At 75.0% G+C, this 25811-nt stretch carries 24 protein-coding genes and 1 other RNA gene; 17 read left to right on the forward strand and 8 right to left on the reverse strand.

Translation table 11 applies throughout. The features are described from left to right. Nucleotides 1-134: 134 nt before the first annotated feature. Entirely contained in the window at nt 135-1496 is a 1362-nt protein-coding gene (locus J3473_RS06240; protein WP_207022359.1) for an MFS transporter, read from the reverse strand. Nucleotides 1497-1707: 211 nt separating this feature from the next. Between J3473_RS06240 and ffs the strand changes: the two genes are divergently transcribed. After that, an RNA gene (gene ffs / locus J3473_RS06245) (signal recognition particle sRNA small type) lies at nt 1708-1804 on the forward strand. Nucleotides 1805-1826: 22 nt separating this feature from the next. Here the strand turns inward: ffs and J3473_RS06250 are convergent. The 3 genes from J3473_RS06250 to J3473_RS06260 are packed head-to-tail and all read right to left on the reverse strand — an operon-like array spanning nt 1827 to nt 4783. Then, nucleotides 1827-2657 (reverse strand): DsbA family oxidoreductase, encoded by an 831-nt coding sequence (locus J3473_RS06250; RefSeq protein WP_207022360.1) that lies wholly within the window; start codon nt 2655-2657, stop codon nt 1827-1829. 36 nt (nt 2658-2693) lie between these two features. Then, nucleotides 2694-4142, reverse strand: a complete 1449-nt coding sequence (locus J3473_RS06255; RefSeq protein ID WP_207022361.1) for a hypothetical protein — start codon at nt 4140-4142, stop codon at nt 2694-2696. After that, nucleotides 4139-4783 carry an ABC transporter ATP-binding protein gene (locus tag J3473_RS06260; protein WP_242525715.1) on the reverse strand — a complete coding sequence of 215 codons (645 nt, stop codon included), beginning with the start codon at nt 4781-4783 and terminating at the stop codon, nt 4139-4141. Before J3473_RS06260 ends, J3473_RS06255 begins: the two co-directional genes overlap by 4 nt. 85 nt (nt 4784-4868) lie before the next feature. Between J3473_RS06260 and J3473_RS06265 the strand changes: the two genes are divergently transcribed. From J3473_RS06265 to J3473_RS06285, 5 genes are all read left to right on the forward strand, one after another. Further along, the gene (locus tag J3473_RS06265) at nt 4869-7070 is read left to right on the forward strand and encodes a DNA polymerase III subunit gamma and tau (protein ID WP_207022363.1); all 2202 of its coding nucleotides are present in this window, start codon (nt 4869-4871) and stop codon (nt 7068-7070) included. Further along, nucleotides 7067-7762 (forward strand): 1-acyl-sn-glycerol-3-phosphate acyltransferase, encoded by a 696-nt coding sequence (locus tag J3473_RS06270; protein ID WP_207022364.1) that lies wholly within the window; start codon nt 7067-7069, stop codon nt 7760-7762. The genes J3473_RS06265 and J3473_RS06270 overlap by 4 nt, the downstream gene beginning before the upstream one ends. Before the next feature lie 74 nt (nt 7763-7836). Next, nucleotides 7837-8058, forward strand: a complete 222-nt coding sequence (locus tag J3473_RS06275) for a heavy-metal-associated domain-containing protein (protein WP_030526486.1) — start codon at nt 7837-7839, stop codon at nt 8056-8058. A 68-nt stretch (nt 8059-8126) separates the two neighbouring features. After that, a complete protein-coding gene (recR, locus tag J3473_RS06280; protein WP_030526487.1) occupies nt 8127-8729 on the forward strand; it encodes a recombination mediator RecR in 603 nt (200 codons plus the stop codon). After that, nucleotides 8722-9297, forward strand: coding sequence for a DUF5063 domain-containing protein (locus J3473_RS06285; RefSeq protein ID WP_207022365.1), 576 nt, complete (start codon nt 8722-8724; stop codon nt 9295-9297). Before recR ends, J3473_RS06285 begins: the two co-directional genes overlap by 8 nt. 37 nt (nt 9298-9334) lie before the next feature. Here J3473_RS06285 and J3473_RS06290 read toward each other — a convergent pair whose 3' ends face one another. Together J3473_RS06290 and J3473_RS06295 are read right to left on the reverse strand one after the other, a co-directional pair. After that, entirely contained in the window at nt 9335-9967 is a 633-nt protein-coding gene (locus J3473_RS06290) for a DUF5994 family protein (protein ID WP_207022366.1), read from the reverse strand. 130 nt (nt 9968-10097) lie between these two features. Beyond that, complete coding sequence (locus J3473_RS06295; RefSeq protein ID WP_207022367.1) at nt 10098-11228, reverse strand: NAD(P)/FAD-dependent oxidoreductase; 1131 nt, start codon at nt 11226-11228, stop codon at nt 10098-10100. Nucleotides 11229-11527: 299 nt separating this feature from the next. Between J3473_RS06295 and J3473_RS06300 the strand changes: the two genes are divergently transcribed. The 5 genes from J3473_RS06300 to J3473_RS06320 all read left to right on the forward strand — a co-directional run bounded on the left by J3473_RS06300 (nt 11528) and on the right by J3473_RS06320 (nt 16203). Beyond that, nucleotides 11528-12802, forward strand: coding sequence for an aspartate kinase (locus J3473_RS06300; RefSeq protein WP_207022368.1), 1275 nt, complete (start codon nt 11528-11530; stop codon nt 12800-12802). 1 nt (nt 12803) lies between these two features. Beyond that, nucleotides 12804-13889 (forward strand): aspartate-semialdehyde dehydrogenase, encoded by a 1086-nt coding sequence (locus J3473_RS06305; protein ID WP_207022369.1) that lies wholly within the window; start codon nt 12804-12806, stop codon nt 13887-13889. Between the two features lie 7 nt (nt 13890-13896). Next, complete coding sequence (locus J3473_RS06310; protein ID WP_207022370.1) at nt 13897-14583, forward strand: YoaK family protein; 687 nt, start codon at nt 13897-13899, stop codon at nt 14581-14583. A 173-nt stretch (nt 14584-14756) separates the two neighbouring features. Further along, nucleotides 14757-15956, forward strand: a complete 1200-nt coding sequence (locus J3473_RS06315) for a pyrophosphate--fructose-6-phosphate 1-phosphotransferase (protein WP_207022371.1) — start codon at nt 14757-14759, stop codon at nt 15954-15956. A gap of 13 nt (nt 15957-15969) precedes the next feature. Further along, a complete protein-coding gene (locus J3473_RS06320; RefSeq protein ID WP_030526495.1) occupies nt 15970-16203 on the forward strand; it encodes a hypothetical protein in 234 nt (77 codons plus the stop codon). A 232-nt stretch (nt 16204-16435) separates the two neighbouring features. Here the strand turns inward: J3473_RS06320 and J3473_RS06325 are convergent, their stop codons facing one another. Beyond that, nucleotides 16436-17656 (reverse strand): sensor histidine kinase, encoded by a 1221-nt coding sequence (locus J3473_RS06325; RefSeq protein ID WP_207022372.1) that lies wholly within the window; start codon nt 17654-17656, stop codon nt 16436-16438. A 2-nt stretch (nt 17657-17658) separates the two neighbouring features. After that, the gene (locus J3473_RS06330) at nt 17659-18348 is read right to left on the reverse strand and encodes a response regulator transcription factor (protein ID WP_207022565.1); all 690 of its coding nucleotides are present in this window, start codon (nt 18346-18348) and stop codon (nt 17659-17661) included. Nucleotides 18349-18460: 112 nt separating this feature from the next. On the opposite strand from J3473_RS06330, the gene J3473_RS06335 reads away from it, so the two are divergent. From J3473_RS06335 to J3473_RS06360, 6 genes are all read left to right on the forward strand, one after another. After that, nucleotides 18461-20140: a phospholipase D family protein gene (locus J3473_RS06335; protein WP_207022373.1), complete on the forward strand. Its 1680-nt coding sequence runs from the start codon at nt 18461-18463 to the stop codon at nt 20138-20140. Between the two features lie 356 nt (nt 20141-20496). Further along, nucleotides 20497-21924: a hypothetical protein gene (locus tag J3473_RS19720; protein WP_207022374.1), complete on the forward strand. Its 1428-nt coding sequence runs from the start codon at nt 20497-20499 to the stop codon at nt 21922-21924. A 68-nt stretch (nt 21925-21992) separates the two neighbouring features. Next, the gene (locus J3473_RS06345; protein ID WP_207022375.1) at nt 21993-22961 is read left to right on the forward strand and encodes a DUF4397 domain-containing protein; all 969 of its coding nucleotides are present in this window, start codon (nt 21993-21995) and stop codon (nt 22959-22961) included. After that, nucleotides 22958-23704, forward strand: coding sequence for a class F sortase (locus tag J3473_RS06350; RefSeq protein WP_242525716.1), 747 nt, complete (start codon nt 22958-22960; stop codon nt 23702-23704). The genes J3473_RS06345 and J3473_RS06350 overlap by 4 nt, the downstream gene beginning before the upstream one ends. Nucleotides 23705-23798: 94 nt before the next feature. After that, nucleotides 23799-25043, forward strand: coding sequence for a carboxylate--amine ligase (locus tag J3473_RS06355; RefSeq protein WP_207022376.1), 1245 nt, complete (start codon nt 23799-23801; stop codon nt 25041-25043). After that, nucleotides 25040-25768, forward strand: a complete 729-nt coding sequence (locus J3473_RS06360) for an aspartate/glutamate racemase family protein (RefSeq protein WP_030526501.1) — start codon at nt 25040-25042, stop codon at nt 25766-25768. The genes J3473_RS06355 and J3473_RS06360 overlap by 4 nt, the downstream gene beginning before the upstream one ends. Nucleotides 25769-25811 lie beyond the last annotated feature (43 nt).

The following is a 25811-nucleotide window of genomic DNA, read 5'->3' on the forward strand; positions in this document are numbered from 1 at the left end:
AGGCGCCGGCGGTCATGCTTCCGGCCGGCGGCGCCGCCGGTCAATGGCCCGATCGAGCCATGCCGGGCAGACGCCGGACCCGGCCCGAGCGTCGGCTCGGACCGGGTCCGTGGGGTCGTGCGGAGGGGGTGGGGTCAGTCGCGGGCCCCGTCGAGCACCCGGTCGTGCCGCAGCGAGGTCGCCTTGGTCTCCTTGGCGAGGAGGACGGAGACGACGGTGATCGCCGCTGCCACGGCGAGGTAGACGGCGACCGCACCGGTGTTCTTCTCGTCGGTCGAGCCGAGGAGCTGCAGGGCGATGATCGGTGCCAGCGCACCGGCGAGGATCGACGCGAGCTGGTAGCCGACCGACGCGCCGGTGTAGCGCACCGAGGTGCCGAAGAGCTCCGAGAAGAACGCGGCCTGCGGCGAGTACATCAGCGCGTGGAAGAACAGGCCGACGAGCGTCGCGAGCATGATCTGCGGCCCGCTCAGGCTGTCGATCATCCCGAAGTAGACGAAGCCCCAGACGCCGACGCCGACGGCGCCGACGAGGTAGAGCGGCCGGCGGCCGACCTTGTCCGAGAGGGCCCCGATGGCCGGGATGAGGACCGACTGCATCGCCGCGCCGGCGAGCAGCGCCCCGAGGACGACGCCCTTCTGCGCGCCGAGGTAGGTCGTCACGTAGGTGATGACGACGATCGTGAAGATGTAGTAGCTGATGTTCTCGGTCATCCGCATGCCCATCGCGAGGAGGACCTCACGCGGGTAGCGGCGCAGGACCTCGAGGATCGGCAGATGGGCCTTCTCCGAGGACTCGATCTCGGCCTTGGCCTCGGCGAAGACGGGGGACTCCTCGAGGCTGACGCGCACCCAGAGGCCGATGAGGACCATGACGGCCGAGAGGAGGAACGGGATGCGCCAGCCCCAGGCGTTGAACGCGGCGTCGGACTGGAAGACCGAGAGCAGCCAGAGGACACCCGTCGCGAGGAGGTTGCCGAAGGGCACACCGGCCTGCGGCCAGCTCGACCAGAAGCCGCGGTGCTCGTCCTTGCCGTGCTCGGCCACCATGAGGACCGCGCCGCCCCACTCGCCGCCGACCGCGAAGCCCTGGACCAGGCGGCACAGGAGCAGCAGCAGCGGCGCCGCGATGCCGATCGTCGCGTAGGTCGGCAGGAGGCCGATCGCGACGGTCGCGCCGCCCATCATGAGCAGCGAGATGACGAGCATCTTCTTGCGCCCGACGCGGTCCCCGTAGTGGCCGAAGACGACACCGCCGAGCGGGCGGGCGACGAAGCCGAGGGCGTAGGTGCCGAACGCGAGGAGCGTGCCGGTCAGCGGGTCGCTGTCGGGGAAGAACAGGCTGCCGAAGACGAGGGCCGCGGCGGAGCCGTAGAGGAAGAAGTCGTACCACTCGACGGCGGTGCCGACGACGCTGGCGAAGACGATCTTGACGATGTTGCTGCGGGTCGGCGTCGGGGACGCGGAGCCGGCGGGACTGACGACGGTGTCGGACATGAGCCGCAACCGTAGGGATGTCCGCGGTCGAGGGGGGCGTGCGTGACGGACACATCTCGACGAGGAGAGTGGTGCGGGGAGCCACCCCCGAGCACGGACGGCGGGACGACGGGGTGCGGTCGTCGGCGCCGTCGACGCGCCGTCGGGCCGGCGGGGCGGGTGAGGCCACCCCGGGATTACCGCCCGACGCGGCTCACCCCGTACGATCGTGCCCGGCACCCCGCGTGGTGGTACCCCACTGAACTCCCCCAGGGCAGGAATGCAGCAAGGGCAGGTGGGCTCTTCCAGGTACGCGGGGTGTCCTCGTGTCCGGGGACGCCCCGCGCGAGGTCAGCGCGTGGCGGGCTCGGCCTGTACGGCGTGCTCGTCGGGGCCGCAGACCCCGCCACAGCCCCCCGCACCGCACCCGCAGCCGGTGGCTTCGGGCTGCGCCGTCTCGGCCTCGGCGGCGCCGCCGCTGCCGCACGCGCCGCCGCAGCACCCACCACCGCAGCCGCCACCGGCGGCGGGCATCTCGGGCTCGGTGCCCTGGAGGTCCCAGACCTGGCGGATCGCCTGGAGGAGGACCTCGACGGGCTGGGCGCCGGTGACGCCGTACTTCTGGTCGAGGACGAACGTCGGCACGGAGGTGATGCCGATCTGGCCGGCGAGCGCCTCGTCGGTGCGGACGTCGATGCCGAAGTCGTCGGAGGCGAGCAGGTCGCGGACTGCCTGCTCGTCGAGGCCGCCCTCGACACCGAGACGGACGAGGGTCTCGTGGTCGCCGATCGCGGCGCCCTCGGAGTACCAGGCGCGCAGGACGCGGTCGGTCACCGGCTGCTCGAGGTCGCGCGAGCGCGCGAGGTGCAGCAGGCGGTGGGCGTCGTAGGAGTTGCCGCCGACGAGGCGCTCCCACGCGAAGTCGAGACCCACCTCGGCCGCGTCGCGGGCCATCTGCTCGTGCTGCGCGACCATCTGCTCGCGCGGCGTGCCGTACTTCTCGGCGATGCGGTCGACCTGCGGGGTGGCGTCGACGGCCGCCGCGTTGCGGTCGAGCTGGAAGCTGTGCCAGACGACCCCCACCTCGTCGGCGTGCTCGAACTGCTCGAGGGCGAGCTCGAGGTGGCGCCGTCCCAGGTGGCAGAACGGGCAGAGGATGTCGGACCAGACGTCGATGCGCACCCCCCGAGGGTAGGTCACGCTCCTGACGGTCGGGGCTCAGTCCCGGTGGGCGGAGGACGCGCGGCCCAGGACGCCGTGCGCGCGCAGCCACACGACGACCACCGCGAGCGCGGCCGACGCCGCGGCGAGCGGTACGCCGGCGGTCGCCGCGAGGAGGGTCTGGACGACGACGACCCCGGCCCCGGCGGACACGAGCAGCGGCACGGCGAGCCACGCGAGGAGCACCTGCGGGCCGACGTCGGGGAGGAAGGCGAACGAGGGCGGCATCACCCGGAAGGCGGCCAGCCACTGCGACCCGAGCACGACGGCGCCGACCGAGGTCGTGACGAGCGCGGCCGTCGCCGCGGCCACCCCACCCGCGAGCAGCCCGGCGGTGACGCCGGCGGCCGGGACCGCGACGACGAGGACGAGGGCGGCCGGGGCAGCGGTGTGCGCCACCGCCTCCCGCGTCACGGAGCCGCCGAGCAGGCGTGGCGCCCCGAGGGTGTCCCCGAGGAGGCGCAGGCCCTCCGCGACCGGCCCGGCCCCGAGGTGGAACAGCAGCGCGCAGAGGGCCGCGGGGACGATGTTGCCCGGGCGCCCCGCGACGACGGCGCCGAGCGCGACCCCGGCCGCGAGGAGCAGGACGGCGCTGCCGACGACGAGGAACGGCTGGCGTCGCAGGCCGAGGAGGTCGCGGGCGAGCACCGTCCGCACCGGGCCGCGCGAGCGCAGCCGCCAGGTCCGGCCGCGGCGGACGGGGGAGGCGGCCTCGAGCCGGATCGCCCGCGGGTCGCCGGCGAGGACCCCGCCGCCGAGGCGGGCGGAACGCGCGCTGTGCGCCCGCAGCCCGTCGAGGCCGAGCGCCCGCAGCGCCGTCCCGGGGCGCGCCGCCGTGCGCAGGGCGGCGCCGGTGCGCATCCCGGCGTGGTCGTCGGCCGCGAGCTGGCCGGCCAGCCAGGCGAGGAGCACCGTCGTCGACCCGAGCACCCCGACCGCGAGGCCGGTGACCGCGGCCGCGGGGCCGGCCGCCCCGCCGCCCCAGACCGCGGCGCCGAGCACCGACGCCACGAGCGTGCCGCCGACGAGCAGGCCCGTGGCCGGCAGCCGCCAGGCCTCGCGCAGGACGAGCCGGCGGTCGGCGGGCCCGGTCGCGACGTGGTCGAGCCAGGGCAGGTCGGGCGTCACCGGGCCGCGCCGCCGGCCGGTCGCGTGGGCCAGGAGCGCGAGGACGACGACGAGGGCCGCGACGCCGCCGAGGACGAGGGCGCCGACCCCGGACGTCGGGCCGAGCGAGACACCGCGGGCCGGCAGGTCCGCGACCTCGACGACGCCCCGCAGCACGGTGAAGCCGTAGATGCCGCTGAGCAGCGCGACGACGTAGAGCGTGTAGAGCAGCGAGCGCCACGAGCCCGAGCCCTCCTCGCCGTGGAGGACGTGCTGGACGTCCGCGAGACGCTCGCGGTCGGTGCCGACGGGCCCGTCGTGCCCCGACGCGTGGGTCACCGGTGCTCCGGGTCGATGTCGACGACGCCGTCGGCCACCGCCTCCGTGACGGCCGGGTCGTGGCAGGCCAGGAGGATGGTCGTGCCGGCGTCGCGGCGGGCACGCAGGAGACCGGCGAGGAGCATCCGGCGGTCGGTGTCGAGACGCTGCTCCGGCTCGTCGAGGACGAGGAGGCGGGCCGGGCGGAAGAGCGTCAGCGCGAGGTGGAACAGCTGCGTCTGCCCCGACGACAGCTCGTGCGGGAAGCGGTCGGGGAGGTGTCCGATGCCGACCTCGTCGAGCGCGGCGAGGACCCGCTCGTGGCAGGTCGCGGGGTCGCGGCCCCACGAGGCGTCGACGAGGGTCAGGTGGTCGACGAGGGTGAGGTCGCGCCAGCCGGCCGGGGTGCCGAGCAGCGCGGCGACCGCCTCGCGGGTGGCGGACCGGCGCTCGTCGGCCGGCTCGCCGTCGAGCGTGACGGTGCCGGTCGAGGGCGAGGTGAGCCCGGCGACGAGCCGCAGCGCGGTCGTCTTGCCGGCCCCGTTCGGGCCGCGCAGGACGACGCAGGAGCCGGCGTCGACGGCGAAGGACGTGGGGTGCAGGAGGACGGCGCCGTCGATGTCCTTCGAGGCGTCGCGGACCTCCACGCGGGTTCCGGTCACGGGCCTCACCCTCTCACCCGCGGGCCGTCCACACGCCTCGGGACGGGCGTTCCCGGTGTCCGCGCCGACGGCTAGGGTCGTCCGGGTGAGCACCGCCCTCTACCGCCGCTACCGGCCCGAGACGTTCGTCGACGTCATCGGGCAGGAGCACGTGACCGAGCCCCTCATGCAGGCGCTGCGGACGGGGCGGGTCGGGCACGCGTACCTGTTCTCAGGCCCACGCGGCTGTGGCAAGACGACGAGCGCGCGCATCCTCGCCCGCTGCCTCAACTGCGAGCAGGGGCCGACCCCCGAGCCGTGCGGGACGTGCGACTCCTGCGTGGCGCTCGCGCGCGGCGGGCCCGGCACCGTCGACGTCATCGAGATCGACGCCGCGAGCCACGGTGGTGTCGACGACGCCCGCGACCTGCGCGAGCGGGCCTCGTACGGCCCGGCGCAGAGCCGCTTCAAGATCTACATCATCGACGAAGCGCACATGGTGACGCCGCAGGGCTTCAACGCCCTGCTCAAGATCGTCGAGGAGCCGCCGGAGCACGTGAAGTTCGTCTTCGCGACGACCGAGCCCGAGAAGGTCATCGGCACGATCCGCTCCCGCACCCACCACTACCCGTTCCGGCTCGTGCCGCCGGCCCGGCTGCAGTCCTACATGGAGGAGCTCTGCGCGCGCGAGGGTGTCGCCGTCGCGCCGGGCGTCCTGTCGTTCGTCGTCCGCGCGGGCGGCGGCTCGGTTCGCGACTCGCTCTCGGTCCTCGACCAGCTGATGGCCGGCTCCGGCGACGCCGGGCTGACCTACGAGTCGGCCGCGGCGCTGCTCGGGTTCACCGACGGCGAGCTGCTCGACGCCACCGTCGAGGCCTTCGCGGCCGGCGACGCGGCGGCGGTCTTCCGGGCCATCGACCGGGTCGTCGAGACCGGCCTGGACCCGCGCCGCTTCGTCGAGGACCTCCTCGAGCGGCTGCGCGACCTCATCGTCGTCGAGGCGATGCGCGAGGGCGCCGCCCAGGTGCTGCGGCACGTCCCCGAGGACCAGCTCGAGCGGATGCGCCGGCAGGCCGCCGCCTTCGGTGCGGGGTCCCTCTCGCGGGCCGCCGACGTCGCCAACGCCGGCCTCACCGAGATGACGGGCGCGACGGCGCCGCGCCTCCAGCTCGAGCTGCTCGCGGCCCGCATCCTCCTGCCCGGCGCCGCGGGGGAGTCGGGCTACGCGGCACGCATCGACCGCCTCGAGCGCCGCCTCGACGTCGGGGGCGTCCCGACGGCCGCGGCGGCGCCCGCTGCCCCCGCCCCGGTCGCGCAGGCCCCGGCGCCCGCCCCGGCACCGGTCGGTGAGGCGCCGGCCGCCCCGTCGCCGGCCCCGGCCGCGCCGTCGTCCGTCCCTGCGGAGCCGGAGGCCGCCCCCGAGCGCCCGGACCCGGCCCCGCCGGCCGCCGAGCGCGAGGCCCCCACGCCCCCGCCGACCCAGCAGCAGCCGCCCACCCCGTCGGCGCAGCCGCCGGCGGACCGGCCGGCACCGCCGCAGCAGGCGTCCGCCCCGCCGCAGACGGCGCCCGCCCCGCCGCCGCAGCAGGCCCCTGCCGCCTCCGTGGCCGAGCGCCGCGGCCCCGGGGGCCTCGATACCGACGCGATCCGCCGCTCGTGGCCCGACGTCCTCGACTGGCTGAGCCGGCACAAGCGCGTCACGTGGACCTTCGTCTCGCAGAACGCCCAGGTCGTCGAGTACGACGGCGTGCGCGTCATGCTCGCGATCTCGACGAGTGGGCTCGCCGAGACCTTCCGTCGCGGGGCGCACGCCGAGTACGTGCGCCAGGCGCTCATCGACGTCCTCGGCGTCGACGCCAAGGTCGAGGGCCGTCCCGGCGACGTCCAGGTGGCCCCCGTCCCCGAGCCCGCCGACGTCCCGCCGCCTCCGGACCCGGGCCCGGAGCCCTCGCACCCCTCCGCGACCTCGCACCAGGACGGCCCCTCGCCGTCCACGCCGACACGCGACCGCGGCCCGTCGCCGGCCGAGATGGGGGTGGCCTCCGGCCCGGGTCCCCGGTCCGAGGCGCCGAGCTGGTCCGACGCCCCGCCGCCGCCGGAGTCCGCTCCGTCGTGGGCCAGCCCGCTCGAGCAGGCCAGGGCCACGGTGGCGGCCGAGTCCGAGCAGGAGGTCGTCGCGCAGCAGCACGTCGTCGACGACACCGCCATCAGCGACGACGACGAGTCGATCGACGACCTCTCCGACGTCGGCGTGCCCGTCGTCGAGCGCATCCTCGGCGGCACGGTCATCCAGGAGCACGACCGGTGAGCCGGGTCGCCTACCGGGCCGGTCACCTCGTCGTCGCACCGACGGCCAAGCTGGTGTGGCGCCCGACGGTCACCGGCACCCACCACGTGCCGCGCACCGGCGGCGTCGTCCTCGCGTCGAACCACCTGTCGTTCATCGACTCCTTCGCCATCCCGATCGTCGCTCCGCGGCCGGTCAGCTTCCTCGCGAAGTCCGACTACTTCACCGGGCCCGGCCTCGGCGGCGCCGTGCGGCGCGGCTTCTTCGAGGCCATCGAGGCGATCCCCGTCGACCGGCACTCCTCGCGCGCGGCGCAGGAGTCGCTCGACGCCGCGCTCGAGGTGCTGCGCGCCGGGCGGGCCTTCGGCATCTACCCCGAGGGCACGCGCTCGCGCGACGGCCGGCTCTACAAGGGCCGCACCGGGGTCGCCTGGTTGGCGCTGACGGCCGGCGTGCCGGTCGTCCCCGTCGGCCTCGTCGGCACCGACGAGGTCCAGCCGGTCGGCAGCAGCTTCCCCCGGCGGGCGAAGGTCCGCGTCTCGTTCGGCCCGCCCATCGACCCCGAGCCGTACGCCGACCTTCCGGCCGGCAAGGCACGCCGCCTGATGACCGACGCGGTGATGGACGCCATCGCCGGCCTCACGGGCCAGGAGCGCGCCGACACCCACAACGAGCTCCCGCCCGAGAGCACCGGCGCCGCCGTCGGCATCTGAGGCCCGCCCCGCACCGGTCGGACGGGTCCGGCGCATACTGGGGGGAGGTATCCGTCGACGAGAGGAGCCGGCCCGTGCCGAGCACCCAGCAGTTCCGCGCCACCGGCCTGACCTGCGGCCACTGCGCCCACGCCGTCACCGAGGAGCTCACCGCCCTCGACGGCGTCGACGACGTGGCGGTCGAGGTCGTGAGCGGGGGCGAGTCGGTCGTCACCGTCACCGGCCGCGAGCTGACCCGTGCCGAGGTCGCCGCCGCGCTCGACGAGGCCGGCGACTACGCGCTCGTCTCGGCCTGACCCGCGCCGCGCCGCACCCGCGCGCCCCGAGCCGCCCTCCGGGCCGCTGAGGCCGTAGGCTCGTCGGCGTGTACGAAGGCGCGGTCCAGGACCTCATCGACGAGCTCGGCAGGCTGCCGGGCGTCGGCCCCAAGAGCGCCCAGCGCATCGCTTTCCACCTCCTGCAGGCCGACCCCGCCGACGTCGAGCGGCTCGCGCACGCCCTGTCCGAGGTCAAGGCCCGGGTGCGCTTCTGCGCGGTCTGCTTCAACGTCGCCGAGGGCGAGCGCTGCCGGATCTGCGCCGACCCGCGCCGCGACGACAGCTCGATCTGTGTCGTCGAGGAGCCCAAGGACGTCGTCGCCATCGAGCGCACCCGCGAGTTCCGCGGCCGCTACCACGTGCTCGGCGGCGCGATCAGCCCGATCGACGGCATCGGCCCGGAGGACCTGCGCGTCCGTGAGCTCCTCGCGCGGCTCGGCGACGGCGTGGTGACCGAGGTCATCATCGCCACCGACCCCAACCTCGAGGGCGAGGCGACGGCCAGCTACCTCTCGCGGATGCTCCGCGACATCGGCGTCCAGCGTGTCACCCGGCTCGCGTCCGGCCTGCCGGTCGGTGGCGACCTCGAGTACGCCGACGAGGTGACGCTCGGCCGCGCGTTCGAGGGACGGAGGCTGCTCGATGTCTGAGGCCCCCGGGGTGATGGGCGGCGACTGGGGCCAGCTGGCCGCCGAGACCGCCGTCGACGCGCGCACCTACCTGGTCACCATCCGCGAGGTGGCGGCCGGGGAGGCCCCCGGCGCCGCGCTGCCGATGCTGCTGCTCGCCCTCTCCCAGGTCCTCGTCGCCGGGGCCCGCCTCGGCGCCGTCGAGGACGTCGTGCCGGAGGAGCGCTTCGAGCCCGACCCCGGTCCGGACCCCGAGCTCGACCCGCTGCGCGAGAACCTGCGCAACCTCTTCGACGGCCTCGACGAGTACGCCGACGTGGTGGACCCCCTGACCACGCCCGAGCTCGGTGTCGGCACCGTGAGCAACGACCTCGTCGACGTCGCCGCCGCGCTGGCCCACGGGCTCGAGCACCACGACGCCGGCCGCCCCCTCGAGGCCCTCTGGTGGTGGCAGTTCAGCTACCTGTCGCTCTGGGGCGAGCGCGCCGCGTCCTCGCTGCGGGTCGTCCACGGCCTGCTCGCGCACGTCCGCCTCGACGCCGACGCGGACGCCGTCGCCGAGGCGGAGTTCGACGCGCTGCACCCCTGAGGGCGGGAGGCGGCGGGGGGCCGTCCGGCCGGTGCGGTCAGGCGCGCGCGTCGGTCGCGGGCTCGGCCTGGTCCACGACGGTGCGGGCCTCCGTGGCGGCCAGCGTGAGGTCGACCTCGAGGACGGCCGCCGCCCGGGCCCGGGTGCCCGCGTCGGCGATCCCCCGGACGCGCAGCATCGCCTGACGGACGGTCTCCTTCGTCGAGAGGAGCTGCTGCGCGAGCTCCGACGGCAGGTCCGGCGAGTGGTACGGCGGGGGCTGCGTGCCCTCGGTGGAGGTCGACCGGGTCCCGTCGAGGTCGAACGCCGACATGGCGGCGGCGGACTCGGCCGCGCCGGCATCCGGCGGGACGACGACGAGCACGACGCGGCGGTAGTCGTCCAGGCTGAGGTCCACGCTGTCCGGGAAGCGCCCGCTGGTGAACCAGCCCAGCTTGATGAGGTGGGAGGCGGCGTGCACCTTGCGCGGTTGGTCGGTCCACGTCCCGAGGGTGTACGCGAACCGGGCGATGCCGGCACCGGTGGCGTCACGGACGGCGCGGTCCAGCGGCGGCAGCTCGTCCTCGAGCCGCAGCGAGCGCGGCCACCACGCTCCCTCGATGACCACCTGTCCCGGGGAGAGGCGTAGCGACAGGCGGACCGAGTCGGTCTCGGTGAGGGGCAGGGACATGAGGGGTCCGTTCGGCGGCGAACACCGCTGGTGGGTCGTCCACAGAGCAGGTGGGCCACGAGTTGGCCCGCACGGGTCGGTCCCTGTCACCCCCACCGTACCCCTGTGGAGGATCCGGAGGGCGGCGCGCTCAGTCGCTCTCGTCCTCGGGCAGCTCGCCGGAGTCGACGGCCTCCTTGATGACGTCCCCCGCGTCCCAGTCGTTGACGTGCATCGCCGCGACGACGTCGCCGTCGCGCAGCCAGAAGGCGCGGAACTCGCGGTCCTCGAGGCTGCCGTGGACGACCACCTCGTCGTCCTCGCTCGCGCTGCCGACGTACTCCATCCCGAGGTCGTACTGGTCGGTGAAGAAGTACGGCATCTCCTCGTACTCCTCGTCACCGCCCGCGAGGTTGTGCGCGGCGACCTTCGCCTGCTTGATCGCGGTGTCCCAGTGCTCGACCCGGATGCGCCGCCCGAGGCGCGGGTGGGCGTGGTTGGCGATGTCGCCGACGGCGAGCACCGACGGCACCGACGTGCGCAGGCGGGAGTCGACGAGCACGCCGTTGTCGACGTCGAGGCCGCCCGAGTGGGCGAGGTCGACGCGCGGCTTGACACCGATGCCGGCGACGACGAGGTCGGCATCCTCGAGGTGCTCGGCGGTGACCTCGGTGCCGAGGCGCAGCTGCACACCGTGCTCGCGGTGCAGGTCGGCGAACACCTGGGCGACCGTCGGGCCGAGGACGTGGACGAGCGGCAGGTCCTCGGTCTCGTAGAGGGTGACCTCGGCGCCGGCCTGGCGGGCGGCGGCCGCGGCCTCGAGCCCGATCCACCCGCCGCCCACGACGACGACCTTGCGGCCCTTCGCGAAGGCCTCGCGCAGCCGGTCGGAGTCGTCCTTGGTGCGCAGGTAGGCCACGGGGACGCCGGCGTCCTCGGCGACGTCGAGCACGCGGGGCTCGGCGCCGGTCGCGAGGAGCAGCCGCTCGTAGGTGACGTCGCCGGCGGACGTCGTCACGACGTGGGCGTCGGTGTCGAGGCCGGTGGCCGTCACCCCGAGCCGCAGGTCGACGTCGTGCTCGGCGTACCACTCGCGGGGGTGGACGAGGGCCTTCTCGAAGGGGTCCTCGCCGAGGAGGTAGCTCTTCGAGAGCGGCGGCCGCTCGTACGGCGGGTGCTCCTCGCTGCCCAGCAGCGCGATCGGGCCGGTGTGGCCCTGCTCCCTCAGCTCGGTGGCGGCGGTCGCTCCGGCGAGCCCTGCTCCGACGATGACGATCGACATGGCTCGACGCTAGCGCCGCACCCCGGCCGACGTGGGCCTTCGCGTCACCGGGATGCTCCCCGCGTCCGGGTCCCGGAGCCCGACACAGGGCTTCGTCCACGAGACCCCGGAACCGAACCGGGGTCTCGTGGACATTTCGGGGTGACCCCGAAAAGGGGAGGTCCGCGTGTGCAGCAGTCGACACGTCCGTCGGTTCGTGCACGGCGGCGGGCATCCGGATCGTGGGCGTGCGGTCCGGTCCGTGGACACCTCGTTAGAGTGGTGCCGACCCTCCAGCGCCACGACCCGGGAGAACCACCGTGCCCATCGTCGTCCAGAAGTACGGCGGCTCCTCGCTCGCCGACGCCGAGAGCATCAAGCGCGTCGCCCAGCGCATCTCGGAGACGAAGAAGGCGGGCAACGACGTCGTCGTCGCCGTCTCGGCGATGGGGGACACGACCGACGAGCTCCTCGACCTCGCCCAGGACGTCAGCCCGCTGCCGCCCCCGCGCGAGCTCGACATGCTCATGACGGCCGGCGAGCGCATCTCGATGGCGCTCGTCGCGATGGCCATCACCGACCTCGGCCACAGCGCGCGCAGCTTCACCGGCAGCCAGGCCGGCGTCATCACCGACAGCGTCCACGGCAAGGCGAAGATCATCGACGTCACGCCGGGCCGCATCACCGAGGCCCTCGGCAAGGGGCACGTCGTCATCGTCGCCGGGTTCCAGGGCGTCAGCCAGGACACCAAGGAGATCACGACGCTCGGACGTGGGGGCACCGACACGACCGCCGTCGCGCTGGCCGCGGCCCTCTCGGCCGACGTCTGCGAGATCTACACCGACGTCGACGGCGTCTTCACCGCCGACCCGCGCATCGTCCCGGCCGCCCGCAAGCTCGACTGCATCACGAACGAGGAGATGCTCGAGCTCGCGGCGAGCGGCTCGAAGGTCCTCCACCTGCGCAGCGTCGAGTACGCGCGCCGCTTCGACATCCCGATCCACGTCCGGTCCTCGTTCTCGCAGAAGACCGGCACCGTCGTCTCCGACCAGCCCGCCCCCGAAGGAGTCCCCGTGGAAGCCCCGATCATCGCCGGCGTCGCCCACGACCGCAGCGAGGCCAAGGTCACCGTCGTCGGCGTCCCCGACCGCACGGGGATGGCCGCCAAGATCTTCGAGGCGGTCGCCGCCGCCGAGATCAACATCGACATGATCGTCCAGAACGTCTCCGCCGTGGAGACCGGCCTGACCGACATCTCCTTCACGCTGCCGAAGACCGACGGCAAGACGGCGGTCCAGGCCCTCCAGCGCATCCAGCCCGAGGTCGGCTTCAGCCAGATCCAGTACGACGACCAGATCGGCAAGCTGAGCCTCGTCGGCGCCGGGATGCGCTCCAACCCCGGCGTCAGCGCCACGTTCTTCAACGCGCTCGCGGTCGCCGGCGTCAACATCGAGATGATCTCGACCTCCGAGATCCGCATCTCCGTCGTCACCCGCGACGAGCTCCTCGACGACGCCGTGCGCGCCGTCCACACCGCGTTCGGGCTGGACTCCAGCGAGGGCGAAGCCGTCGTCTACGGGGGCACCGGCCGCTGACGTGACCGCCACGACCACGCACCGCACCGACCGGCGCCCCACGCTCGGGGTCGTCGGCGGAACCGGGGCCGTGGGGCGGGTCGTCCTCCAGGTCCTGCCGATGCACCGGCACGTCTGGGGCGAGCTGCGGGTCGCCGCCGGCGCCGAGGACGTCGGGACGACGCTGCGGGTCGGCGACGAGGAGCTGACCGTCGAGGCGGTGGCGCCGGAGTTCTTCGACGGCCTCGACGTCGCGATCTTCGACATCCCGCCGGGCATCGCCCGCGAGTGGGTCGAGCTCGCGGCCGCCAAGGGGGTCGTGTGCATCGACAACAGCACGGTCTTCCGCACCGCGCCCGACGTGCCGCTCGTCGTCCCCGAGGTCAACCCTCGGCGGGTCGCCGACCGGCCGCGCGGGATCATCGCCAACCCCGGCGCCACGGTGATGACGATGATCGACGTCCTCGCCGTGCTGCACAGCGGCTGGGAGCTGACCGAGCTCGTCGTCACGACCTTCCAGGCCGCCTCCGGGCTCGGCCGTGCCGGGATGGCCCGGCTGCGTGACGAGCTCGAGGTCGTCGTCGCCGACCGCGAGCTCGGCACCCGGCCGGGCGACGTGCGCCGGCTCGTCGAGCACGAGCTCGGCGAGGACTCGCCGTTCCCGGCGCCGTTGGCGCTCAACGTCGTCCCCTTCGTCGGGCACCACCTCGGGGCGGGCTGGACCTCCGAGGAGGTCAAGGTCCGCGACGAGACCCGCAAGATCCTCGACCTCCCGGGCCTGCCGGTCTCGGCCACGTGCGTGCGGGTCCCGGTCGTCTCGTCGCACTCGGTCTCGCTGCACGCCTCGTTCGGCCGCAAGGTCGACGTCGAGGCCGCGCGCCAGGCGCTCGTCGAGGCCCCGGCCGTCGTCGTCCTCGACGACCCGGACGAGCCGGAGTTCCCCACGCCCAACGACGTGGTCGGCGCCGACCCGCGCTTCGTCGGCCGCATCCGGCAGGACCCCGGGGCGCCGACGACCCTCGACCTGTTCATCTGCGGCGACAACCTGCGCAAGGGCGCCGCGCTCAACATGGTGCAGACGGCCGAGCTCGTCGCCGCCGCGCTCTGACGCGGGCGTGGCCGCGACCGCGTCCCGCACCCCGGCGCCGACGTCCGTCCGCGACGGGCTCGTCGTCGTGCTCGCGGTCGCCAGCGGCGCCACGGACGCCGTCGGCTTCCTCGCCCTCGGCAGCGCGTTCACGAGCGTCATGACCGGCAACATGGTGCTCTTCGGGATGGGCCTGGCCCACGGCGACGGCGCCGCCCTCGCGCTGACCGCCGTCGCCATCGCGTCGTTCGTCGCCGGCGCCGCGCTCGGGGCCCGGGTTGCGGGCACCCCGCGGCCGGGCGACCCGGTGTGGCCGGGGCGCGTCCGCGTCGCCCTCGCGGTCGAGCTCGCCCTGTTCGCGGTGTTCGCGCTCGCGTGGTGGGCGCTCGGCTCGGCCCCGCCGGAGGGCGCCTTCCTCCCGCTGCTCGCGCTCAACGCGGTGGCGCTCGGCCTCCAGAGCAGCGCGATCCAGCGCTTCGGGGTGCCGGGGCTCTCGACGACCTACCTCACGGGCACGCTGACGAGCGTCGTCGGCCGCCTCGTCTCCGGCCACGGGCTGCGGGCCGTCGGGCACTCGCTGACCATCCTCGCCGGGCTCTTCGGCGGAGCGGCGCTCGGTGCGGCGCTCGTGCGGTGGGCGCCGGTCGCGGTGCCGCTGGCGCAGCTCCTGCCGGTCGGCCTCGTCCTGCTCGCCAGCCGCCGGGTCCGCGGCTGACCGCTCCGCCCACGCAGGAGCTCCCGCGGCGCCGCGGAGGTGCCGGGAGGCGTGGGAGGTGCTGCGCGCCGACCCCGCCGTCCGTCCCCGATGGTGACCGCCGCCACACGATCACCCCCGGTGTTGCCAGAATGGCCGGTGCCGCACCGTCAGCCATCGAAGGAGCCCGCACCATGACCGTCCGCACCGTCGCCATGCTCACCGCCGGTGGCCTGGCCCCGTGCCTCTCGTCGGCCGTCGGCGGCCTCATCGAGCGGTACACCGAGGTCGCGCCCGACGTGCGGATCATCGCCTACACGGGCGGCTACACGGGCCTGCTCAAGGGCGAGTACGTCGAGGTCACGCCCGAGGTCCGCGAGAAGGCCCACCTCCTGCACCGCTTCGGCGGCAGCCCGATCGGCAACAGCCGCGTCAAGCTGACCAACGTCGCCGACTGCGTGCGCCGCGGCCTCGTCCAGGAGGGCCAGGACCCGCTGCACGTCGCGGCCGAGCGCCTGACCGCCGACGGCGTCGACGTCCTGCACACGATCGGCGGCGACGACACCAACACGACCGCCGCCGACCTCGCCGCCTACCTCCACGAGAACGGCTACGAGCTGACCGTCGTCGGCCTCCCCAAGACTATCGACAACGACGTCGTCCCGATCCGCCAGTCCCTCGGCGCGTGGACCGCGGCCGAGCAGGGAAGCCGGTTCGCGCAGAACATCATCGCCGAGCACAGCTCGAACCCGCGGATGCTCATCGTCCACGAGGTGATGGGCCGGCACTGCGGCTGGCTGACCGCCGCCACGGCCGCCGAGTACCACCGCTGGGTCGGCGAGCAGGAGTTCGTGCCGGCGATCGGCAACGACCCGCGCGCCTGGGACGTCCACGCCGTCTTCGTGCCCGAGCGGCACATCGACATCGAGGCCGAGGGTGCCCGCCTGCGCGCCGTCATGGACGAGGTCGGCTGCGTCAACGTCTTCCTCTCCGAGGGCGCCGGCGTCGAGGAGGTCGTCGCGCAGCTCGAGGCGAGCGGCCAGGAGGTCCCGCGCGACCCGTTCGGCCACGTCCAGCTCGACAAGGTCAACCCCGGCGCGTGGTTCGCCAAGCAGTTCGCCGAGGTCCTGGGCGCCGAGAAGACGATGGTCCAGAAGTCCGGCTACTTCTCCCGCTCCGCGCCCGCCAACGAGCGCGACCTCGCGCTCATCAAGGAGTGCACGGACCTCGCGGTCGACGCGGCGCTGCGCGGCGAGGCCGGCGTCATCGGCCACGACGAGGAGCGCGGCGACGAGCTGCGTCCGGTCGAGTTCCCCCGGATCCGCGGCGGCAAGGCCTTCGACCCGACCGTGCCGTGGTTCACCGATCTGCTGGGGTCCATCGGCCAGGCGTGAGCCGGCCACGACGATGAGGGAGACGACGGGGTTCGTCGACGGCTGGTGGGTGGCCGTCGTGATCTACGCCGCCCTCCTCCTCGGCCAGCGGCTCTACCGCGCGCGGCGCTGGGTGCCGCCGGAGTGGCCGGACGCGGACTACGGCTGGAAGGTGACGCACCTGTTCTGGGTGCCCTTCCACGTCCTCGACGTCGTGTTCGGCGTGCCGCTGCTGTTCGCGGTCTTTATCGCCTTCTTCGCCATCTGACGCCGGCGCCCGCGCGGGACGCCGAGCGCACGGGTGGGCCCACGGACAGCGGTCCGTGGGCCCACCAGGCGTCACCCGGGCGCATGCGCTCGCCCCTGTGGTGTGCGTGCACCGTCCCCTGCGACGGTCACGCGCACACTCTGTCGCACGCCCGGGGCGCTGTCGGTAGCGTCGGCCCCCCGCTCCCGGGTGGTGCTGGCACCACCCCCGGGCACCGGGACCGGTCGAGGGCTCAGTGCGGCAGCGAGCGGGGCGGGAACACCCCGACGACGGACGTGCCGACCTCCGGCACCGAGTGCACCTCGAGCACCCCGCCGGCGGACTGGATCCGGTCGCGCATCCCCGTGATGCCGCTGGCGTCCGCGCGCGCCGCTGCGTCGAAGCCGCACCCGTCGTCGGACACCGAGAAGCGCAGGCCACGCTCGTCGTCGACGCTCACTGAGATGAGCGAGCCGCCGGAGTGCCGGTCGGCGTTCTGCATCGCCTCGAGGCAGCAGAAGTAGACGGCGGCCTCGACCTCCGGGGCGGGCCGGCCCCCGCGCAGCTCGACCTCGACGACGCAGGGGAGCGTCGTGCGGCGCGCCGCGGCCGGGAGGGCACCGGCGAGGCCGCGCTCCGCGAGCAGCGGCGGGTAGATGCCGTGGGCGAGGTCGCGCAGCTCGCGGATGGCCTCCGCGAGCTGCTCCTGGACGGCGGCGACGAGGGCGCGGGCCTGCTCCGGGTCCCGGTCGACGGCGCGGCCGAGACGGCCGAGGTCGACCGCGAGCGTGGTGAGGCGCTGCTGCGCGCCGTCGTGCAGGTCGCGCTCGATCTCGCGGCGGGCCTCGATGGACGCGCCGGCGAGGCGGGCCCGGGAGTCCTCGAGCTCGTCGCGGCTGCGGGCCAGCCGGAGCACGGCGTCCCGGATGCCGAGGACGAGCACGGCCGCGACGACGACGGTGAAGAACCCGACGAGCAGCGGCGTCATCGGCAGGTCCGGGTGGTCGGCCGTCCACGCCGCACGCCGCCACTCGCCGAGCGCGACGAGCGCCCCCGTGAGCCCGATCGTCGCGGTGAGGAGGGCGGTCCGCAGGCGCAGCCCCAGCGCGTCGGTGAGGATGAGCGAGGGGACGTGGAGCACGAGCAGGGCCACCGGTGTCGTGAAGGGCGTGGCCCAGGCGAGCGAGAAGGCGACGAACCACGTCGCGACGAGCGCCGTCGCGGCGGCGCCCCGGAGGTGCTCCCGCCGGGCCAGCACCAGGGCCACGCCGTAGGAGAACCCCGCGAGGACGAGCGCGACGATGTTCTGCCGCAACGAGGCCGACGTCCCGATGGCCTGGTCCAGGACGACGAGGAAGACGACGGAGAGCCAGATGGCCCCGAGGTTGAGGACGAGGTAGGCCCGCACCCGGGCCTCGGTCGAGCCGTCGGGGCCCGGTCCGCGCACCCACCCGGGCAGCCGCACCCGTCGCACGGTCAGCGCCTCACCGGCCGTGGGTCCATCCCGGCCGCGCCGCTCTCGGCGAGGTAGAGGAGCACCGCCGAGACCCGCCGGTGGAGGGCCTCGCCCTCGGGCAGGTCGAGCTTGCTGAAGATCGAGTTGATGTGCTTCTCGACGGCCCGCGAGGTGACGTGCAGCCGGGCCGCGATCGCCGAGTTCGACGCCCCCGTCGCGATGAGCCCGAGCACCTCCCGCTCGCGGGCGGTCAGCCGTGCGACCGGTCCCTCGAAGCGCATCCGGTGCTGCATGAGCGCGTCGACGACGTGCGGGTCGATGACGCTCTCGCCGCGACGCACCGCGGAGAGCGCCGACACGAGCTGGTCGACGTCCGACACCCGCTCCTTGAGGAGGTAGCCGCGCCCCCGGCTGCCGCCGGCGACGAGCGACAGCGCACCGTCGGCGTCGGCGTGCTGCGAGAGGACGACGACACCGAGGCCCGGTGCCGTGGCGCGGAACGTGGCGGCCGCCCGGATGCCCTCGTCCGTGTGGGTCGGCGGCATCCGGATGTCGGTGAGCACCGCGTCGGGGCGCTCGCGGGCGACTGCGGCGAGCAGCTCGTCGAGGTCGCCGGTCTCGACGACGGACGCGACGTCGTCGTGCTCGGTGAGCAGCGCCGCCAGCCCCCGACGCAGCAGCGCGTTGTCCTCGGCGAGCACCACCCGCAACCCGGCCATGAGGGCATCGTAGGGGCGCCGACCTGCGCCGATCGCCGGGTCCATGACGCGGACCACCACCCGCCCCTCCCGCGGAGGGCCGTGGTCCGACAGGATGGGCCCGATGCTCTCCGACGTCTTCCTCCTGCCGCAGGAGCGTGGCAACCCGCACACCCGGGTCGATGCGCGCCACCCCGACGACGTCGCCTGGAGCACCGGCAACCACGTGCGGCCGATCGTCCACGGCGCCGCGTACTTCGCCGAGCTCCACGAGCGGATCACGGCGCTCGGCCCCGGTGACCTGCTCCTCTTCGCCGACTGGCGCGGCGACCCCGACGAGCGGCTGACCGACGACCCCGGCTCGACCCTCAGCGCCACCCTGAGCGCCGCGGCCCGCCGCGGGGTGACCGTCCGCGGCCTGCTGTGGCGCTCGCACTGGCGGCGGTTCGGCTTCCACTCCGAGAAGTCGCGGCTGCTCGGCATCGAGGTCAACGAGGCCGGCGGGCAGTGCCTGCGCGACATGCGCGTCGCGCCCGGCGGCTCGCACCACCAGAAGGTCGTCGTGCTGCGGCACGGCGACGACCCCACGCGCGACATCGCCTACGTCGGCGGCATCGACCTCTGCCACAGCCGTCGCGACACCGTGGACCACGACGGCGACCCCCAGCCGATCGCGATGCCGCAGGTGTTCGGGCCGCGCCCGGCCTGGCACGACGTCCACGCCGCGCTCACCGGCCCCGCCGTGCACGACGTCGAGACGACGTTCCGCGAGCGGTGGGAGGACTCGACGCCGCTGACGAGCAACCCGGGACGCTTCGCCTCGAGCCGGCTGCAGGGTGAGGACCTCGACCCCCGCCCGCTGCCCGCGCAGGCCCCACCCCCGCCGCCCGTCGAGGGTGGCCACGAGGCCGTCCAGGTGCTGCGGACCTACCCCGAGCTCATCGCGAAGGGCTTCGACTTCGCCCCCGAGGGGGAGCGGAGCATCGCCCGGGGCAACTCGAAGGCCGTCCGCTCCGCCCGGCGCCTGGTCTACCTCGAGGACCAGTACCTCTGGTCGGAGGAGGTGGGCCGGCACTTCGGCGAGGCGCTGCGCGAGCAGCCCGACCTCCACCTCGTGGCGGTCATCCCGATCGTCCCGGACATGGACGGCGGCCTGTCGCTCGCCGCCCAGCTGTACGGCCGACGGCTGGCGATGGACCTGCTCCTCGACGCGGCGCCGGACCGGGTCGCGCTCTTCGGCCTGACGAGCCCGACCGGCTACCCCGTCTACGTGCACTCCAAGGTGTGCATCGTCGACGACGTGTGGGCCAGCGTCGGGTCCGACAACTTCAACCGGCGCTCGTGGACCAACGACTCCGAGCTCTCGCTGGCCATCCAGGACGACCGGGCCCGCGGTGACGGCGGCGCGCCCCGCGACGCGTTCGCCAGGCGGCTGCGGCGCGAGCTCGTCGGTGAGCACGTCGGCCTGGCCGCCGACGAGGTCCCGGACGACCCGATGGAGGTCTGGGAGCTGATGAGCCGCACGGCCGACGCCCTCGACGCCTGGTACGGCGACGGCGGTCCGTCCCGGGGCCGGGTGCACGTCCCGCGGCCCAAGGCGCCGCTCAAGGGCACCGCGGTCCGCTGGCGCCGGCGGGGCCGGCCCGCGCTGGGGGCCGCGGGTGTACCCCGCCCGCCGGGGCGGCTGCGGCGCATCGGCCCGCCCGAGCTGGGCCGGTGGCAGGAGCTCGTCGCGCCCCGCCTCTACGACCTCTTCGACCCCAACGGGACCCTCGGACTGACGAACGGCCTCGAGCAGGACTGAGCCACCGGGGGCTCGGCGGTGCACGGAGCAGGCCCTTCCGGACCACACCCGGACCGCGATGACCCCGCACGTGCGGGCTTGTCGTTGCCTGTTCGACTCCCGGACCGCGATGACCTCGCACGTGCGGGGTTGTCGCTGCTGGATGGTCACGTCGACCGCGGTCACCCCGCACGTGCGGGGTGGGCGCACGGCTCGGACTTGGCGACGGAGGGCCGGGCTGACCTGCGAATCCGCCGACCCCGGGGTCTTCCCATCACCCGGGTCGCGGGGTTACGGTCCTCGTGGTACGGCGCGGCAGGGGCGCCACGGCCACTCGTCCGACCCTGCCGTCCGCCGTGCGCGGGAGGGAGTCGGGGATGGCGCAGGACGTGCGTGCCGGGGCGGGTCTCGACGTGCTGCTGCTCGCGCCCGCGCTCCTCCTCGCCGCCGTCGCCCGCGAGGTCGCACCACCGGCCCGGGGCGAGGTCCGCGACGACCTCGCGACCGTCGTGGTCCTCCTGCTGTGCGTCGCGGCGTGGGCCCTCGCGCGCCGCCTCGACCTGCCGCGCTGGGCGGCCGCCGCGGGCGTCGTCCTCGTGCCGCTCTGCCCGCCCGTCCAGGACGCGGCCGCGGCCGGTGACCTGACCGCCCTCACGGCGTGCGTGCTCCTCGTCGCCGGGCTCGCGGCCGTCGCCGCCGGGGCGGTGTCCACGCCGGGTCTCGTCACCGGGGTCGTCGCGCTCGCCGGTGCGGTCGCACTCGCCCCCGCCCTCCTCGTCGCGCTCGCGGGCCCCGCCCTCGCCCTGGGCCGGGCGGCCGAGCGCGCGCCCGCCCCCACCTCCCGGGCCACCGCCCTGAGGGTGGCGGCGCTGCTCGCGACCGCCGGCGCCGCCCTCGGGCTCGGCCTGCGCCTGCCCGCCGCCGTCGGCCCGCTCGACCCCGACCCCTTGGCGCTCGGCTGGCTCGCCGCCCTCCTGGGCGGGCTCGTCGTCGTCGCCGCGCTCGTGCTGCGCCGGGGCCGGCCGCTCGGCCTCACCGGCGTCGCTGTGCTCGTGGTCGCGGCGGTGCCCGGGGCCGGGTCGTCCGGCCTGCTCGCCGCGGGCGCCGTCGCCCTCGTCGTCCTCGGGCTCTGCGTCGTCGACGCGTTCGTCCGCTACCGCCCCACCCGGCTGTGGGGACGGGACGTGCGGCGGCCGGTCCTCGCCGTCGCCGCCGTCACGGCGCTGGCGGCCGCGGTGGCCGTCGTGCCCGCCTGGGCCTCGCGGCTCACCCGCCCCCCGGGCCTCACGATCGTGGCGGGTTCGGTCCCGGCCGACCCGGCGGCCCCGACACCCGCACCGAGCGTCGCCCCACCGACGGCGGACCCCGCCTCGCCCACGGTCGACCCCGAGCCCGCGCCGGCCACGCCGACCCCCGCGCCGACGGCCGACCCCGAGCTCGCCCGGGCCGGGGCGCAGCTCGCGACCAACCCGGCGCTGCGGCTCAGCAGCGCCGCGCGGGCCGACCTCGAGGCCGGGCGCGTCGACCCCCGGGTCCTCGCCACCCTCGCGACCGTGGCGGGCACCCAGACGGTCGAGGTCGACGCCTTCCCGCCCGCCGACGCCACGGACACCGGCCTCCGGCGCACCGTCCGGATCAGCGGGCTCGACGGCGGGCCGGCCGACCGCGGCACGCCCGCGACCACCGACCTCCTCACCGTCCTCGACGCCCAGCGCGCCGAGTTCCACCCGCTCGTCGACTACGAGCGCACGGCCTCCGGCGCCGTGCCGATGCTCCTGCTCACCTTCCCGCTGGAGGACGCGTGAGCACTCACCGACCCGCCCCGCGACGCGGCCGCCCCACCCCGGGGTGGCGCCGACCCGAGAGGACCACCATGTCTCGACGCCCCACGGGTCGCCCGCGGACCCCGCTGCCGGCGGTCCTCGCCGCGCTCGTCACCCTCCTCGCGGTCGTCGTGGCCGCCCCGTCGGCCGCGGCCGCCGGGCACCGCGCGCCGGCGGCGGCCGCGACCGCCTGGGTGCGGGCCGCACACCTCGTCCCCGGCGTGGGGACGATGACGATCCGCCTCGTGCCCTTCGCGGGGTCGGCCCTGTCCGACGTGCCGGCGGGCAGCGTGCCGGAGGCCGTCGCCGAGGGGCAGACCCGCGTGCTCGAGCCCGCCGTCGGGTACGGCGGCATCGGGGACTACCGGCAGGTGCCGGCCGGCGTCTACGCCGTGACGATCCGCCCGGCCGGCTCGGGCACCGACGGGCCGCCGGTGCTCACCGGCACCTTCGAGGCCCGCGCCGGCGAGGCCGTCACCCTCGCCGCGCTCGGCGGGACGAAGAAGGACCCCCGCGTCGAGACGATCACCGACCGCCCGTCCGGCGTCGCCTCCGGCTCGGCCCGGGTGCGCCTCGTGCCCGCGCTGCCCGAGGTCTCGGCGCTCTCGGTGCGCGCCGACGGGGGCCCGGTCATCGCGCAGGACGCCGCCTACGGGCAGCCCACCCCCTACCGCACGGTGCCCGTCGGCTCGTGGGACCTCACGCTGACGACGACCGGCGGGAGCGCCGACATCACCCCGATCGACGCGAAGGTCGACGTCACCCGCGGGGGCACGTACACGGTGTTCGTCCTCGGCGACGGCAACGGCGGGGTCGTGCTCAAGCCGGTCTCCGACGCGATGGGGGCGAGCACCGCCCCGGTCGACGGCGTGCAGACCGGCTTCGGCGGCGTGGCGAGCCGGCCCGGCGACGCGGCCGTGCGCGGCGGGCTGACCGTCGGCGCCCTGAGCACGAGCATCTTCCTCCTGCTGACGGTCGTCGGGCGGCGCCGTCGTCCGCGCCCGGGGCCGGTCTGGTGACCCCGGCGGCGACCCGCCTGCTGACCGCCGGCGCGGCCGTGGCCGCCGCGGGCGGTCTCGCGGTGGCGGCGGTCGCCGCGACCCGTGACGAGCCCGCCCGCCTCGCCGGCCCGGTCGTCGCGGGCTCCGTCCCGGCCGTGAGCCCCTCCCCGACCGCGCGGGCCACGGTCGCCGGGCCCGGGGGGTTCGCCCAGCTCGCCCCGGAGGCCTGGCCGACCCCCGACGTCCCTGACTCGGTCGCCGTCACGCGCCGCGGCCCGAACGACGCCTCGCTCCCGGCCCGGGCGACCGGTGGGTCGGCGGCGCCGGGCGACCGCCCCGCGCGAGTGCGCATCCCGGCCATCGGGGTCGACTCGCGCCTCGTCGACCTCGGCATCGCCCCCGACGGGACGATGGAGGTGCCGCGCGACCCCGCGCTCGCCGGGTGGCTGACGGCCGCCGCCGCTCCGGGGCAGCGCGGGCCGGCCGTCATCGCCGGCCACGTCGACACCCACACCGGGCCGGCGGTGTTCGTCCGCCTGCGCGAGCTGCGACCGGGCGACGAGGTCGAGGTCGTCCAGCGCGACGGCGACGTCGTGCGCTTCACCGTGCGCTCCTCGGTGCAGGTCGCCAAGGACGACTTCCCGACCGAGGCTGTCTACGGCCCGCAGCCGGGCCCGGTCCTGCGCCTGGTGACGTGCAGCGGCGAGATCGACCCGGTGACCGGCCACTACACCGACAACACCGTCGTCTTCGCCTCCTGAGCGCGCCGGGTCGCGCGGCGATTCGGCCCGGCCCGGCCGATGGGGGATCATGGGTGGCCGAGCCAGACGCCCCCTGCCGCGAAGGACCCCACGCGTGCCTCCTGCCGCTCCCGCCACCGACTTCCGCCCCGTCGTCCTCGGTGGCGACATCACCGCCTACACGCTCGTGCGCACCTTCCACGAGGCGTACGGCGTGCGCCCGCTCGTCGTCAACATGAGCGAGGGCGGCCCGGTCGCCCTCTCGACGCTGTGCGACCACGTCCTCGTGCCGGGCTTCGAGGAGGCCGACACCTTCGTGCGCGAGCTCGAGCGGGTCGGGCGCGAGCACGGGGGCGAGGGCCGCCCGCCGCTGCTGCTCGTGGCGGCCGGCGACTGGTACGTGCGGATGATCATCGAGCACAAGGACCGGCTCTCGGCCTGGTTCACGATCCCGTACATCGACCTGGACCTGCTCGACCGGATCGTGCGCAAGGACGTCTTCTACGGGATCCTCGACGAGGTCGGCGTGCCGCACCCGGCGACCATCGTCGTCGACTGCTCGGGCGAGCACGGGGAGGAGCGCGACCTGCCGTGGGAGTTCCCGGTCGTCGCCAAGCCCGCCGACAGCGCGCTGTACCACTACGCGAGCTTCGAGGGGAAGAAGAAGGTCTACGTCTGCGACACCCCCGAGGAGCTCGCCGACACCCTGCGGCGGGTGCGGGCCAGCAGCTACGACGGCAACTTCCTCCTCCAGGACTTCGTCCCGGGTGACGACACGAACATGCGGGTGCTCACCTGCTACTCCGACCGCGACGGGAAGGTCGTCTTCGGGTCGGTCGGGCACGTCCTCCTCGAGGAGCACCACCCGCTGGCCATCGGCAACCCCTGCGTCATCATCACGACCGAGATCGACGAGGTCGTCGAGCAGGCCAAGCGCTTCCTCGAGCACATCGGCTACGTCGGGTTCAGCAACTTCGACCTCAAGTACGACCGGCGCGACGGCACGTACAAGTTCTTCGAGATCAACGTCCGCCTCGGCCGCTCGAACTTCTACGTGACGGCCGGCGGCCACAACGTCTCGGAGTGGTACGTCCGCGACTGGGTGCGCCACGAGCCGATGGAGGGGCTGACGATCGCCCGCGGCGAGCACCTCTTCGCGTTCGTCCCGAAGTACGTCGTCAAGCACTACGTCCTCGACGAGGCGCTGCGCGACAAGGCGATCGGGCTGATGAAGAGCGGTCGGGCGAGCGACCCCAACGTCTACGCCCCCGACCTCACGCTCAAGCGGCGCGCGTACAACGCGGCCTACCACCTCAACCAGGTCCGCAAGTTCCGCGCGCACTTCACGGACCGCCGATGACCGGCGCCGACGTCCCGGTGCCGGGGCAGCCGGGCGGCGTGCTCGGCGGCCTCGGACCCGCCGCCACCGTCCACTTCCTGCGCCGCGTCGTCGAGCTGACCGACGCGCGCCGCGACCAGGACCACGTCGACCTCCTCGTGTGGCAGCACGGCTCGATCCCGGACCGCACCGGCTTCCTCCGAGGCGAGAACGAGAGCCCCGAGCCCGCGCTCGTCGCCGACGTGCGGGCCCTCGAACGTGCCGGCGCGACGTTCGTCGCCATCCCCTGCAACACCGCGCTCGTCTGGGTGGACCAGATGCGCGCCGCCGTCGACATCGAGGTCCTCGACACCGTCGACGAGACCGTGGCCGCCGCCCGCGCGGCCGTCCCGGGCCTGCGCCGCCTCGGCGTGCTCGCGACCGACGGCACCCTCGCGGCCGGCACGTACGCCCGCTCCGCCGAGCGCGCCGGTGTCGAGCTCGTCCTGCCGGACCCCGACGAGCAGCGCGAGACGATGAGCGTCATCTACGACGGCGTCAAGGCGGGGAACCCGGTGTCGCGCAGCCGCTTCGACGCGCTCGTCGAGCACCTGAGGGCCAAGGGGGCCGAGGCCGTCGCGCTCGGCTGCACCGAGCTGTCGGTGCTGCGGGGCGACCTCGGGGTCGAGGACCCGCTCGTCGTCGACTCCATCGACGCCGTGGCCGTCGCCACCATCCGCCGGGCCGGCGGGCGCCTGCGCGCCTGAGCACTCCTGCTCGGGCGGGCACCCGCCGGGCGTGGCACGGTGG

The sequence above is a fragment of the Phycicoccus sp. DTK01 genome, from assembly GCF_017312765.1.
GTDB classification, from domain to species: Bacteria; Actinomycetota; Actinomycetes; order Actinomycetales; family Dermatophilaceae; genus Phycicoccus; species Phycicoccus jejuensis.